This is a genomic window from Thiomicrorhabdus sp. Milos-T2 (assembly GCF_000702325.1).
Classification (GTDB): Bacteria; Pseudomonadota; Gammaproteobacteria; order Thiomicrospirales; family Thiomicrospiraceae; genus Thiomicrorhabdus.
Genome location: NZ_KL370891.1, coordinates 548,522 through 562,681, shown reverse-complemented (window position 1 = coordinate 562,681; position 14,160 = coordinate 548,522). Strand labels below are relative to the sequence as shown.

14 protein-coding genes are annotated in these 14,160 nt (G+C 37.8%); 7 read left to right on the top strand and 7 right to left on the bottom strand.

What is annotated here, in order from left to right; genetic code table 11:
- Positions 1-36: 36 nt before the first annotated feature.
- The 3 genes from BS34_RS0102415 to BS34_RS12935 all read right to left on the bottom strand — a co-directional run bounded on the left by BS34_RS0102415 (position 37) and on the right by BS34_RS12935 (position 5,327).
- Positions 37-3,459 carry a DEAD/DEAH box helicase family protein gene (locus BS34_RS0102415; protein WP_029406960.1) on the bottom strand — a complete coding sequence of 1,141 codons (3,423 nt, stop codon included), beginning with the start codon at positions 3,457-3,459 and terminating at the stop codon, positions 37-39.
- Between the two features lie 56 nt (positions 3,460-3,515).
- Positions 3,516-5,012, bottom strand: coding sequence for a sigma 54-interacting transcriptional regulator (locus BS34_RS0102410; RefSeq protein WP_029406959.1), 1,497 nt, complete (start codon positions 5,010-5,012; stop codon positions 3,516-3,518).
- 153 nt (positions 5,013-5,165) lie between these two features.
- Positions 5,166-5,327: a ribbon-helix-helix domain-containing protein gene (locus BS34_RS12935; RefSeq protein ID WP_158660964.1), complete on the bottom strand. Its 162-nt coding sequence runs from the start codon at positions 5,325-5,327 to the stop codon at positions 5,166-5,168.
- Between the two features lie 130 nt (positions 5,328-5,457).
- On the opposite strand from BS34_RS12935, the gene BS34_RS0102400 reads away from it, so the two are divergent.
- The 5 genes from BS34_RS0102400 (at position 5,458) to BS34_RS0102380 (ending at position 8,638) form a co-directional block, all read left to right on the top strand.
- Positions 5,458-5,685, top strand: a complete 228-nt coding sequence (locus tag BS34_RS0102400) for a hypothetical protein (RefSeq protein ID WP_029406958.1) — start codon at positions 5,458-5,460, stop codon at positions 5,683-5,685.
- A complete protein-coding gene (locus tag BS34_RS0102395) occupies positions 5,678-6,871 on the top strand; it encodes an Arm DNA-binding domain-containing protein (protein ID WP_029406957.1) in 1,194 nt (397 codons plus the stop codon). The genes BS34_RS0102400 and BS34_RS0102395 overlap by 8 nt, the downstream gene beginning before the upstream one ends.
- A 12-nt stretch (positions 6,872-6,883) precedes the next feature.
- On the top strand, positions 6,884-7,216 hold the full coding sequence (locus BS34_RS0102390) for a hypothetical protein (protein WP_029406956.1): 333 nt from the start codon (positions 6,884-6,886) through the stop codon (positions 7,214-7,216).
- Positions 7,213-8,160 (top strand): TraI domain-containing protein, encoded by a 948-nt coding sequence (locus BS34_RS12470; protein WP_029406955.1) that lies wholly within the window; start codon positions 7,213-7,215, stop codon positions 8,158-8,160. Before BS34_RS0102390 ends, BS34_RS12470 begins: the two co-directional genes overlap by 4 nt.
- Before the next feature lie 94 nt (positions 8,161-8,254).
- Positions 8,255-8,638: a hypothetical protein gene (locus BS34_RS0102380; protein WP_029406954.1), complete on the top strand. Its 384-nt coding sequence runs from the start codon at positions 8,255-8,257 to the stop codon at positions 8,636-8,638.
- 701 nt (positions 8,639-9,339) lie between these two features.
- Here the strand turns inward: BS34_RS0102380 and BS34_RS0102370 are convergent.
- The 4 genes from BS34_RS0102370 to BS34_RS13205 all read right to left on the bottom strand — a co-directional run bounded on the left by BS34_RS0102370 (position 9,340) and on the right by BS34_RS13205 (position 12,985).
- Complete coding sequence (locus BS34_RS0102370; protein ID WP_029406953.1) at positions 9,340-9,924, bottom strand: hypothetical protein; 585 nt, start codon at positions 9,922-9,924, stop codon at positions 9,340-9,342.
- 319 nt (positions 9,925-10,243) lie between these two features.
- Positions 10,244-10,990: an IS21-like element helper ATPase IstB gene (gene istB, locus BS34_RS0102365; protein WP_084151546.1), complete on the bottom strand. Its 747-nt coding sequence runs from the start codon at positions 10,988-10,990 to the stop codon at positions 10,244-10,246.
- The gene (istA, locus tag BS34_RS0102360; RefSeq protein ID WP_029406951.1) at positions 10,987-12,564 is read right to left on the bottom strand and encodes an IS21 family transposase; all 1,578 of its coding nucleotides are present in this window, start codon (positions 12,562-12,564) and stop codon (positions 10,987-10,989) included. Before istA ends, istB begins: the two co-directional genes overlap by 4 nt.
- Positions 12,565-12,763: 199 nt before the next feature.
- Positions 12,764-12,985, bottom strand: coding sequence for a helix-turn-helix domain-containing protein (locus BS34_RS13205; protein WP_038126237.1), 222 nt, complete (start codon positions 12,983-12,985; stop codon positions 12,764-12,766).
- Positions 12,986-13,044: 59 nt separating this feature from the next.
- On the opposite strand from BS34_RS13205, the gene BS34_RS12130 reads away from it, so the two are divergent.
- The gene (locus BS34_RS12130) at positions 13,045-13,494 is read left to right on the top strand and encodes a helix-turn-helix domain-containing protein (protein ID WP_038126236.1); all 450 of its coding nucleotides are present in this window, start codon (positions 13,045-13,047) and stop codon (positions 13,492-13,494) included.
- Positions 13,487-14,146 carry a hypothetical protein gene (locus BS34_RS0102340; protein WP_029406950.1) on the top strand — a complete coding sequence of 220 codons (660 nt, stop codon included), beginning with the start codon at positions 13,487-13,489 and terminating at the stop codon, positions 14,144-14,146. Before BS34_RS12130 ends, BS34_RS0102340 begins: the two co-directional genes overlap by 8 nt.
- Positions 14,147-14,160 lie beyond the last annotated feature (14 nt).

Sequence of the window (14,160 nt, the reverse complement as noted above, 5' to 3'; positions counted from 1 at the left end):
TCTCTTATTATTTTATTTATTGTTTTAGTAAAGGTTTTATTGCTGTTCTGTTTGAGCCTGATAAGGCTTAAGCATATTCACAATATCCATGGCTTGCTGTTCTAACGGGAAAACCCCGAACAAACCTTCTGTGTGTATTTGGGTAAAGGGTTGGGCAAATAACATGTCCATTTCAATTTTGCCGTGTACTTTGATTTGCTGTTTGAGCATATCTATAAAACGCAGTTGGTTTGCATTGAGTCTGTTGTTTTGCACAAAGGCATCAAATAGATAATCAATACCATCGGTATCCATTCCGACCATCTCTCTTAAGATAGCTTGTAAATTCCCTGCTGATTCAGGATAGAACTCTTTTAGGGTATTAAGATCTAACTCTGGGTTTTGTGTGTGCACTAAACTGTTGAGTGCTTGCAGCTCTTGTTCGGTTACGGGCTGCCCTAAACGAATCTTTTTGAGTACCTCGTTATTTTCAAACAACTGTTTTAAAGCCGCCTCTACCTTTTGTTGATAAATTGACGCATCCACTGATGTTAAGTTGGTTTTACGCTCCCCTGTTTCATAAAGGCCTTCGTCTTCTTTGACATCAATCGTTTTAGGTAAGAATCCTGGCGGAGGTGGCTCAACTGCTGTTTGATATTGCATGACATCATGCAAATCGATTCTTGCCTCTTCCAGTTCTGAGAAATTGACGTCTTCCCAAAAGGTGTCTTTTTGCATAGCGTTAATGGTTTTGGCTTTAGCTCGAACCGCATTGAGTGACATTGGCAACGCTAAGACTTGTGCCATTATAGTTTCGCGGTGAGTTAGCATATCGGGTTTATTGGCCAGAGATTCTAGTTGGGCTTGATGAACGTCTTTATCCCACTTGATTTCTTTAGACTTACCGCGCAAATCACGCCATTGCATTAAAGGTGCAATATCGGTTTTTAAGACATGAATAGTTTCAGGGGCAAAAGCATTGAGCTTTTCGCCTGCCAGCACGGTTTGAATTTCACGCCACTTATCTCTTACCGGAATACTGCGTTTGTCTAAGGCTTCAATATCGGCACGAATCAGTTTTTGTACGGTATCAAAGGCATCCATTTCTGCTTTTTTGAGTGCGGTTTGTGCGAGGTTAATTCGTGTTTCAAAGAGAACCTGTGCAGCTGACTTTTGGATAGTACCTTCATCGTCTTCGACATTAACTTCGTGGTATTCAAAGTTTTTCCAGTGGTCAAAAATCACAAACTGTTTTTTGTCTTTTCCTGGCCCAAATAAGTTTTCGCATAAGCGGGTCCCACGACCAATCATCTGCCAAAATTTGACCTTAGATTTAACAGGTTTAGCAAATACTAGGTTTAATATTTCTGGCACATCAATACCGGTATCCATCATGTCGACTGATATGGCAATCGTAAGCAGTTTATTATCGCCATCGCCTTTAAAGTCATCAATAAGCTGATCGGCATTTTTAATTTCTGAGTGGATAACTTGGCAAAATTGTCCGCCATATTGTGGGTACATGTCATCAAAACATTGTTGCAGAATTCGAGCATGACGAATATTGCGTGCGAAGACAATGCTTTTGCCAAGTGTTTGACCGTCTTCAACTCGTAAACCATTTTCCATAAGGTTTTTGATAATTGCTCTGTTGGTGCCTAAATTGTAAATAGCTTTATCGACTTGCTCGGCATCAAAGTCGAGTTCATTCGGGTCAGTGCCTTGATCTTCGAGCTCAGCAATTTGTTCATCCGATAATTTCTCGGCCTTGATGCCTTCACGCATAAATTGCGTGGTGTGCTCAATGACTTTAAACGGGGTTAAGAACTTATCTTCTACCGCTTGCTCTAAGGTATAGTTAGCGGTTGGTGATTTATATTCGCAGTCAAACATGTGTGTGGTTGAACGAGCAATCATCTCTACAGGGGTAGCGGTTAAGCCAACCTGTAACGCATCAAAGTAGTCAAAGATGTTTTTGTAGGTATTGTAGATAGAACGATGCGATTCATCGGCAATGATTAAATCAAAAAAACCAACATCTAAATCTTCGTATTTGCTCATCATGCCTGGGTAGGTTGATACGACAATTCGAGACTTAAAGAGGTCTTCCGTTTTTTTCATGCCCACTACATGCATCGGTTCATTAATGAATTCATTAAAGGCATTGCGAGCCTGTTTGCGTAGCTCTTTTCGGTCACATAAAAATAACACGCGTTTTGCCCAGCTGGCTTCTAAGAGCAGTTTTGTTAATGCAATAGAGACACGCGTTTTACCTGTCCCTGTTGCTTGCACAATAAGGGCTTTGGTTTGTTTTTTCTCAAAATGCTCGGCAACACGGGTAATTGTTTCAATTTGGTACGGACGGCCTGCAATGGATTTATCAATATCCACTTCGGTAATTAAAGCTTTCTTTTGGGTGCGCTTAAAGGTTACCTGGTATTGCAAAGAGTCTTTTGAATAATAGCCATACACTTTTCTGGGCGGGTAGCCAGCGGCATCATCCCACATCCAAATTTCTGGACCATTGGTATAGAAAATTAGCGGTCTTTGCCCATATTGTTTTTCTAGGCTATTGGCGTAATTTTTTGCCTGATGACGACCTGTATCTGGCGCTACGCTAGTTTTTTTGGCTTCAACGACGGCAAGCGGCTTGCCATCGTCATCCCAAAGCACATAGTCTGCATAACCTTTACCAGTTTGAGTAGGCAGGCCTGTTAACTCTTCTTCTTGAGTAACTTCTTCTGTGTTTTGACCATTTACACCGACTAACCAACCTGCATCACGCAAGTCGGCATCAATCATCTGTTGACGTGTTTCATCTTCTGAGAAGTTAAGTGCACTTGTTGCTTTACTTGATTTAGCCTGCAGGGTTTGAGTTTGCTGCGCCGTTAACGCGGTCACATCAATCTGATTAAGCAGAGCTTGCTCTTTTTCTTTAGCAGCTTTCAGCTCTTCTAATGCTTGATTTAGTAAGTTCTCTTTTACGGCAAGCTCTTGAGCTGTTTTTTTATTAACCGCTTTAAGCTTGGCCTTTTCTTCTTCTGTAGGAACTGGCTCAATAAAAATTGTTGAACCTATTTCTTGGTTATCGAAAGTCACGACATACCACTTAACAATGTGCCATGTTTCTTTTAATATCCATAATGCGGTCTGAGAGCTGACTTGCTTACCGTGAGCAGCATCATTTCCCTTTTTACGGATAGCATGAAACTTATCCAAGACAACACGTTCTTTTACCAAGCTTGTGAAGCTGTCATTAATTAGAAGATCATTAAAAGTGGTTTTATAAGGTTTTGGAAGTTTTAAATCGTAGTAGATTTGCGAGACAATAATTTCTGATAGGTTGCGTAACTTAACTAGAGCACTTTCTGGATCAGTGAAAATATAGTTTTCAGCGTAAGCCGCCATATCAGCACAATGAGGCAATACATCTCTTACTTGTTCAAAGTTTTTTGAAATCATTGTTTTCATTAACGTCATTTGGGCAATCTCTCACTAAAAGTTACTAAACTTATTGCGAGAGATATGCCAACTCCTTAATCTTGGTGTAAGTTTTCGATTCTTTTCTTTAAGGTTTGATGATTTTTAAACCCTAAAAGTTTCGCCATTTTAGTGATTTGACCTGCCGTTAAAACGAATGCTTTATCAATATAATAGCTTTGGAGAAGATTTATTTTTTCATCTAAATCAATACCTTGAGATATTTCATCCACAAGGATGTTTGATTTTGTTGATGATCTTTTAATAATGGCATCTTCAAATTCCCGAGCAGAGATTTCTTTTCCATCAGACCAAGCACATACTCTTAAGATGGTCGATCTTAATTCCCTAACATTACCAGGCCAGGAATGACTTTTAATAACTTTTTTTACTTGATTGTTAAATTTTTTACTCACATATCCAGGCTGATCACCTAGCTCTTGGTTAATGCTACCAAGTAAAAAATCGGCTAAAAGCTCGATATCGTTTTCTCTTTCAATAAGTGACGGGAGTTTGATAACTCCGACTGCGATACGATAAAAAAGGTCTTCTCTAAAGCTTCCCTCAACCACTCTTTCTAAAAGGTCTTGATGCGTGGCAGCAATCAGTCGGAAGTCACTGCTTTCATCTCTTTTAGCGCCTAGCGGACGGAATGATTTTTCTTGCAGAACCCTGAGAAGCTTTACTTGTAACTCAAGCGATAACTCACCAATCTCATCCAGAAACAAAGTACCTTTATGAGCAGTTTTAATCAGACCTTCTTGGTCAGATGCCGCACCCGTAAAGGCTCCACGCTTGTGACCAAACAAGATAGATTCCGCCAAATCCTTTGGAAGCGCTCCGCAATTTACTGCAACAAATTCACCTCTACTTTGAGGACTGGCACTATGGATCGCTTGTGCAAAGACCTCTTTACCTGAACCTGTTGGGCCAAGTATTAATGCAGGTACGTTTCGTTGGGATAATTTATGTGCTTTATGAATTTGAGCTTGAATAATTCCGCTTTCACCAATAATCGAATCAAAACTCTTAGATATGTGATTTTGTTGAAAAGCTGTTTGCAATAATCTATCTGAGGTCTCGTTTGCTTGCTCGATAAATTCTACATCTATTTTGAAAGGCAGTTCGGCAATAGAGTATTTGCCTTGGTAACCTTGCCAACATACTGCAGGAAAACGAGTTTTAGCTAAAAGAACCCAAACAGCTTGCATAGTTGGCGTGCCTGGACTTAGAAGTATATTTAATTGAGACCCTTTTAGCTCTAGAGTTTCAGAAATGGTTTCTAATAACTGGAATACACCAGAGTAGATCTCTGGATAAGCCGTTGGATTTTCAATGTTTGCTGGCGTTGGGTGTATATTTAATTCGAAAAACTCTTGAGATAAGTGATCCAAATATGGTTGAACCTTCTCATACGAATAATTAAAAAGCAAAAAACAGTTTTCTGCTTCTGCTTGATGCATTCTCAAAAAGCCTTCAACTGGTCCAACTTCCTTCTTTGAATACATATCTAAGTCTGTTTGACCAATCCAGCTTAATAAAATTTTACCCATAGAATTAGAACAGCCCTATTACATTTAACTACGAAGCTAGTAAGTATAAAAATTAATACAGCATAAACTTCTTACTTATTAAAATCAAAGAGAATCCTTTCTAGTTTCTTTATGTAAACAGTGAAAGCATTTTTTAGAGTTTATTAATTAGCACTACTTTTCAATCTTATAACTTTTAATCAACTCATCTAAAGCCCTTCTAACAACATCAGATCGTGTTGGTATAGAACCCTCTTCTTGAGCAATCTTCATTCTGACAGCATCCAAATCTTTAACGTCTTGATCTGTAAGCCTAACGTTTACTTGAGTTTTCATAGCCTCTCTCCTAACTAAGATAATTATTATACAAAAATACTGTCTACCAAGTTGACAAGTTTATTTTTTTGTATACCATGTATACGTGTATACCAAATATACATATATACAAAAATAAGAGAACTTCACTATGAAAGATTATTTAACTGCAAAAGAACTAGCTCATGAACTTGGTTTTTCACCCAACTATATCAATCGACTTAAAGAGCAATTTTTTATTGAAGGCGTTCACTTTATAAGACCTTTTGGACGGAACATTCGTTATGTCTGGCCAGAGGTGAAAAAAGAAATAAACAGAAGAACAAGGCCTTCAAACAATACCATTCCAATGAAAAGAGGAGGCTATTGTCATGGGTAGCGTAAGAGTTAGAAAATCCAATGAACAACTGTTTTTTGATTTTAGATATAAAGGAACTCGATGTCGCGAATATTCAGAGTTCAAGGACACCGCTTCAAACCGACGAAAAATGCAAAAGGTTATGGATCGAATTGATGCAGAAATAAAACTAGGTACTTTTGTTTATTCGCACTATTTTTCAGATAGCCTTAATGCCAAAAAATTTGATGAACACAGCAACCAAAAAAGGTATGACCAGTACTCTGACCAAACACCACTGTTTGAAGATTTTTCAAAAGTTTGGTTTGAAGAAAACGAAATTCGATGGAAACGCTCTTATAAGGAGAATGTTGAACAAATTATCAAAGGTTATCTAAATAAGACATTTGGTAATACAAAAGTCAGCTACATCACTAAAGCAAAAATTCTTCAATTCCGTGCCTCACTCGCCAAAGTTAAGAACGGAAAAAAGATTGGGCTTTCTGCTGACCGAATTAACCACATCATGACGATTATTCGCATGATATTTACTGATGCGGCTGACCGATTTGATTTTAACAACCCCTATCAAAATATCAAAGCATTAAAGGTAAATAAAACCGATGTAGAGCCTTTCTCTTTAGAGGAAGTTCAACTTTTGCTTAAGTATTGCCCCGCTGATTTTCGTGACTATTACTTGATTCGGTTTTTTACAGGAATGCGTACAGGTGAAATCGACGGTTTAAAGTGGAAATACGTTGACTTAAAAAATCGCCTTATCCTAATAAGAGAAACCATCGTAAACGGTCGAGAAGAAACAGGCAAGACCATTGAGTCATTCAGAGACATACAAATGTCTACACCAGTTTTTGAAGCATTTTTAAGACAAAAAGAAAGAACTGGGCTTAGCCTGTGGGTTTTCACTAACCGTGAAGGAAAAACCTTAAACCATCGCAATGTCACTAAAAGAATCTGGTATCCATTACTAAAACGTTGCAACCTTAATAAGAGAAGACCTTATCAAACTAGGCATACAGCTGCGACCCTGTGGCTAGCAGCAGGAGAAAGCCCTGAATGGATTGCGCGCCAAATGGGACACACCACAACCAAAATGCTTTTTCAGGTCTATTCACGATATGTGCCTAACCTTACTCGACAGGATGGCTCTGCGTTTGAAACATTACTTAGTTCTAGATTAGATCTTAATGACAACCGACTCGATATTTAGGAGAAATGGAAAATGAATAACAGGACAATTAAAAAAAACCCTCCCCCATTTTTAGTGAGACAACACTTAGCCAACCTCAACCAATATTCGGGACACAATCTAATTGAAGTTAAGCGTGATCCAGAGATTGTTAGCAGTTTAGTTAATAACTTAGTACATGTTTTCAACATTCAGGATGGCAATCACCTTACCTTTGTCCTAGGCTTTGGTGAATGCTCGGATAATAAAGAAGCTCTTCAAAAATGGATTAAAAGCCAGCTTCCTTTGCAAGGAAATCTGAACGATGTCTTTAAAGAACTTAAATCGCTACTCCTAAACAAATTATCGCCGGAGGAAATTCTATGAATTTGTTAAATAATTTCTCTGAAAAATCTGCTTTGATAAAAAACAATGGTAAACAAGTCTTCGGCTATGCCGGAACTTTTTTACAAGATCCTTCATACACAGGGTTCAATGATTACCTTATCAGCGTAATAGATGAGCAATCCAATACTCATTGCTTCAGGGTCAACCAAAATACCTATGGTCAAATAATTCAGAAATACAATGCCTTAAAACTTCAACACAATGATTTTATCTATTTTTGGATTGAGGTCACTACAAGAGCTGAAATCCTTAACTGGCGTTTGTTTAAAAGCCCCCTTACCATTGAACAAATCAATCCAATATACAAGTCATGCTACGACTTTGATTCTCTATATCACTTATTTGAGATAGTCGAATCAATTACGCTACAACCCCTAAAAAGATTCATGATTGATGTATTGTCATCGAATGAACACATGCAAGATTTTGTCTCACTACCAGCAAGTAAACAGCATCACCATAGCTTTCCAGGTGGCCTTATATCTCATTCAATTGAGTGCGCTCTAATGACATACCAAACCGTAATCTCATTATCTTCTGTATCTAAAAATGAGGCTGAAGTTGCGATGATTGCAGCACTTCTACATGACTTTGGAAAGATTAAAACCTTAGGATTTAAGACTCATACTTCTCTTGGCAGACTTGTGGATCATGAGCAACTGACATTAATGCTTCTTAATGATTCACTTCAAAAGTTAACAAATTCATGGCAACAAGGCGCTGAAACTCTGCAGTATCTATTGCTTTGGAAAGAGAGGATGGGGGTATGCCGTTTTGTCTCTGGCAATGCTATAAAGATGGCTGATCATCTGAGTACATCAGCATCATTAAGAATGATGGCCTTTAAAAACAAACCTGGGTACTTTCATTTTGCTGAACTTAACATCGGTACTAAAAAGCATTATCTGAACAGGTTGAACTAAATTTCAGCATAGCTTTCTCAAAATTTGACGGCTTGTAATTTCTTGGTAAGTTATTTTTGAGAAAGGTATTTACTCGCACTAGAAGGAATTATTTATGACAGATGAATACACAAAACAAAACAGAGCCTCACAAGTAAAACTCTCTCTCTTTTTAAAAACATGGATTGCAACATTAGCTATCCTAACGATTATCTTAGGAATTTATCATTCTAATGAATCTTCAAAAGTAGCTGAGCAACTTACAGAACAATATTTACTGCCGCTTGATATGGCATACGGACTTCAATGTTACAAAGGGACTTTGCACTATCCCAATCAAGGCAATTTTTCTGGGCTATTGCCAGTAACACCAAGAATCCAATGTAGTCTTGAAGATTTTGAAGCAAAGTCTCATAACAAATACTCGATTTGGTTTGGTATCAGCTTACTATCAACATTATTTAACCTGCTAATAATTTGGTTAGTCAAATCACCATAGCGCTTTAACTAGTGATTCAAAATAGAGAGCATCAAGACTTGAGCCATTTCCTAAGTTAACTAAAGCAGCGCAAAAAAATAGCAAACTGATAGTGATCTAAAAACTCAAAGCCATTATCTTTGCTTAGCAAAGGCTCAACTTCTATCTGATCAAACTCATCCTTGGTGACAATTGAGACATAGATATTCAACCTTAGAGGAGTTGTTTTTCCCTGAATGTAATCTTGAAACTTTTGAACCCAGTAGGTTTAAAGCTCATTATTTTTTTCTCGAAACAACTACTGGGGTAAATACGAATTCCAACTTGCGTCATGGGCACACCTACGCTTTGAAAAGCAAAAGATAAGCTTTAAATTCATGATTATTTTTTAGCATCACTAGATAAGCCTAGTTAGAGTGGTTTACCTTTTTAAGTTTTTATTTCTGCGATCTTCAAAGCATTATCTTTAATCCGTTTGAGATCATCTACTGGAAGTGAAAATGCCGCAGAAATTTCTTCTAAGAAGGAACAGTAAACAAACAGCTGTTTATAGACAGGGGAAATAAACTGAACCAATATATGACTAGGCCAAATACTATTGGAGACCTTTGGACTAGCTGCTTTTGGATTAATGCTATATGTAATGTTACTGGAAGGCCTTTTCGGAGTTATAGGTAAGGACAAAAACACCTCCAGAAATTAACTTTCTTTATATCAATTCATTATTTAGAAACCTTTACAGCAAAAAATAATGCAAAAATAAAAATCAACTTTTGAAACTCTGGTGCTGGCTTTTCACTATTTTGATAAAACCTTAAAGAAATAACTCCATAGGGATTTGATGAATGAATTTCAGCTAAAAACTTTGCACTCGGAATATAGCCTCTAGGCATAAATGGCTTAATCACGCTAGCCCAATAACATTGCATCTGCTCATGACTATAACTTTCTTTAATCCCACCTTTTTTTGGAGGCTCAATTGAAACCTGCATCTTTCTAAAAGGAACCCGAAGCTCTTGTAGCATACTTAAGTAGCAATTCACTTCTGCCACACTGTCTAACCGTACAAGATATCCCTTATTAGTTTGTGCTTTAGAAAGAAACAACTCTAAGCCAGGCCTCATCTTTTCAATATCAATGATTGCTTTAAAAGCCAGTCGTTTAAGATGTTTTTCTAAGCTTAACCTTTCACTTTTATCTTGAGAAATTAATGGGACATGAGGGAATCGTTTTTGGCCTTTAAGACTCTGAAGTTCAGATACGTATATAGCTTTATTATGAATGTACTCGATGACTTCTCTACTCACTGGCGACGGTCACAGAGCGAGACAATTTAATTAAAAGAATGTTCACTTCCTTTGATTGAGATTGGTCACTTTCATCACCTGATATTAAGTGCCCATCACACTTAGAAAGCTTTTATGTTTAGAACCCACATTGACATTTAGCATGTAATTACCAACAGTCAATTTTGAATTGTTAATAAGTAAGCTAATACCTTTCTAAGGTGATCAACTCAATCATTTTATTGGTCATCAACTACTAGAAAACTGGTCACCAGAATTATAAAAATAGCTGCCTCATTAATGAAAATGGGCAGAGATTTTTTCTTATTGCTTTATATGACTACTCTGGAGCTTTTCGATGCTTAGAGCGCATTGATTCGCCTTTCAGTTCAATCTTTTGGCTGCTATAAACTAAGCGATCCATAATTGCATCAGCCGTAGCATCACCGCCTAGATATTCATGCCAGTCAGAAACAGGCATTTGACCTGCAACAATGGTGCTTTTGCGACCGACACGATCATCAAGAATGCTGAGAAGGTCAATCGTAGAGTTTCGTTTCAGTCTATCCAATCCAAAATCATCAAGAATTAGGAGGTCGAACTTTTTAAGCTCTTCCATTTTTTTCAACCGAAGTCCGTCATGCTGAGCATATTCCAATTCTTCTAAAAGAGGACCCACACGGTGATATTTCACAGTTAATTCTTGTCTTGCTGCTGCATGTCCAAATGTACACGCTAGCCATGTTTTCCCTGTGCCAGTAAGCCCAGAAAGTAATAAATTGGTTTTACCATCTCTAATCCAGTCACACCGAAAGAGGCTGACTATAGCCGACTTATCAATTCCCCTTGATGGACTGAAATCAAAGTTTTCGGGTTGTGCATTATGGCGTAGTTCTGCTTTTTTGCGAATACGCTCAACCTTGCGATGACTTCTAAGATTACTCTCTTCAGTGATTAAATGTTCAAGTCGTTCTTCAAATGAACTCTCACGCCAATTTGGAGAATTAAGCTGTTGCTCTAAAGCATCAGCCATTCCACCAAGACGAAGTGCTCTGAGAGACAAGGCTATGTTATTAAACTGCATCATTTAATTCCTTTATAAGCTTCTGAGCCACGAATGTTTTTGTGGGGAGAAGGTTCTGCAATAAACTCACTCTCATCCACACTTTTTCGAAGATCCATATTGAGTCGAAGGATATTTTCAATACTTGGGAGAGTTTGAGTACCAACTGAGTTGGCGTATTGGCATGCACTAGCAAAACGATCATGACCGTATTCTTTTACCAGTTTTTGCCCTTTTGACATTTGTCGAATGGCTGTTATTGCAGGAATACGCTTGTTGGCAATAATTGCTTCAAACAATATTTTTATTTCCTCGTCTATTGAAGATGCCCATTCAAGAAGTTCTTCAACATTCTGACTTGCATAGATTTTATGTGCTTCAGGCATGTGCTCGCGATTAGTGATATTAGCACCAATGCCAGGTCCTAATGTATGGATAGCTGCAGGCTTTGAAGACTGTTCACTGTAAACTCTGATTGTGGATCTCGTGACACAATAGCTGACAGTACGACCAACAAGGTGGTGTGGTACTGAATAGAAGTCTTTATTGTGTGAAATGTGATAATCTTTTGGCACTCTAACTGAATCGCGCCATTCGGTATATTCATGCCGAGTTGGAGGTAGTGGCATTAAGCATCCTGCTTCTAACTCTTCAAAAAGCTCTCTTCTTGAAGCCCCTAATCTTCTAGTTCTTCGTTCGTTGTAATAGTCAATCTTAGACAGAATCATCATATTCATATCCGAAAGACTGTAAAAAACATGATTTCTCAATGAAGCAATAATCCACATATTTACAATTCTGACGCCAATTTCAGCGAGAGATTTATCTTTGGGCATACGGGGTCTTGCCGGCACGATTACAGTTCCATAGTGTTCAGCAAAGTCAAGGTAACTTCGGTTAACTTGTGGGTCTCTTCCTTTTCCACCAGGCTTTGTGACTGCAGACTTTAGATTGTCTGGTATGATCATAGCGGTAGTTCCGCCAAAATATTCGAGCGCTCTTACATTTGCTTCAATCCAATCAGTTTTTTTCTGCGTTTTTACAGCTGTCGCAAATAGCATCCTACTTGCGCCGAGACTCGCAACAAACATCTCAATTGGTTTCCGGTCACCTGTTTTAGGATCAGTCAGAAACAGGTGCTTTCCTGAAAAATCTACAAACATTTCTTGACCTGGGAGGTGTGTTTGACGCATTGAAAGTCCACGTACTTGGCAAAACTTTCGAAGCCTTCGGCCAAAAGAGGATTCAGATAGAAGTGTTGCGCCATTTATGTCTGAGCTAGCCTCAACATATTCTTGATAAAGCAAGGTGATAGTTACATCACGTTTTTGATATTCAAGATAAACCTGATCCCAGTCGGGTTCAATGAAGTTCTTTGAGGCACCTTTATATCTAGCTTGGATGATTTCTTCTAACTCTGTATTTGATAGCTTATTCAGCTCGTCTTTGTTCTTAATGCCATGAATTTTCATTAAGGAACGATATTTGTTGACTGTTGTTGCACTGACATTTGCTACTCTGGCGACTTCTCGATGAGAGAGTCTTTCATCAATCGCAATTCGACAGACGTCACGGGGTGATAATTTTTGTTGTGCCATTGGAAAACCTCCGTCACAGGCAATAAGAAACCCTATCGCAATAACAAAAAAGCGATAAAAGGTTGAAAAATACCTAGAGATGCAGCACAATTGAGATTTTCGGGGTCCAATTCGATAAAATCATTGCAAGGCTCAAACCATAAATTTGGGCCTTTTGCATTTCTGGATTGAAGAAAACTACCTATTTTACTAAGCCATTTCACTCTCCTTTATGCCAGTCCATTAGCATTTCAACTGATGTGTTAAGCTTCTTCGCAATTGCTGTTATTACCCGTTGAGATGTTCTTTCCCCGCTACAAACCTGGGAGACAGTTGATGCTGAAATCCCCAATTCACGACTAATTTCAGCCATTGATGAGCCTTGTAATCTGAGCTGGTACTTTATGAACTCTCTACGATTAAGTTGAATAGTATTGGACATCACTCTAAATTCAGGTTTAAATTAATCTAATAATTTAGATTTTAGAGCACAGTTGAGTAATGTCAAGCACATTTAGCCAAAATTTAGTATCTGAACGATTTCTTTCTGTTCGCAATTTTTTGGGGCTTTCTCAAAAAGCTTTTGCTGAAGGTTTAGGAATATCTTTAAGAGGAGAGCAGAACTATGAACGGGGGGAACGGCAGATTCCTTCAGATGTTTTGTATTCGTTGTACCAAGTTTATGATGTTGATCCGTTATGGATTCTTGCTGGAAAAGAGCTTCAGCCGCGATTAGTTGGTAATAGAAACGGTCTAAATAATGATTTTTTGCATAGGGCGATAGAAGTTGTTAAAAATGCAGAAAAAAAATCAGGAAAAGAGTTTTCACCAGAACAATTTACTTCATGGATTGGTGCCATATATCGTTTTTATATAGAAAATCCATCAGGATCAGGGCAAGCCGAAGTCGAACTAATCCAGTCTCTCTTAGGAGGTCATCAAAGTGTCTGATGATAAGAATGACAAGGTCGTTTCCATTAATCGAAATAAGCCAAAAATGGCAGAGAAAAAGTTAGACCAGAAGTTAGAAGATTTGATTGCAAATTACGAGAAGAGTAATGATCAAAAAAACAATAATCAGATGCTCGACAATAAAATGTACGCCCCGATTCAAAGACGAGTTACAGAATTTTCGGATTCGAATTATGAAGCTTTACACAATGAAAGGCTTTTTAAAAGACGTTTTGGATTAATTACTGGATTTCGAGAAAGAGAAGCTTTGTTTAATCTAATTGAGCGCTACGACTTTAGTGATCAAGATATAAAAACTATCAACAGAATCGGTTCATTTGGATGGAATGGAACTAACTTCAAAATTGGTGTGTCAGGCTGGGTTCTATTACAGGGATTTTCTCAACTAGGTGTAATAGTTTTTCATACATTAATTTTTGGGCTTTTATTCATATGGTTCCCTGCCCCATCTATAGAGAAAAGCGGATTACTATTCGTGATGATAGTACTGCTACTTTTATTTGGAGCTTTTGTCAGTAATCTATATTTGAAACCATATCAAATCATACAAAAACGTATACAGGTGCTGTGTAAGGGTAAATCATTTTCACATCGACTATTACAACGGTTTAACTGCCATTTGACTTTATAAAAATGAAGAAAAGA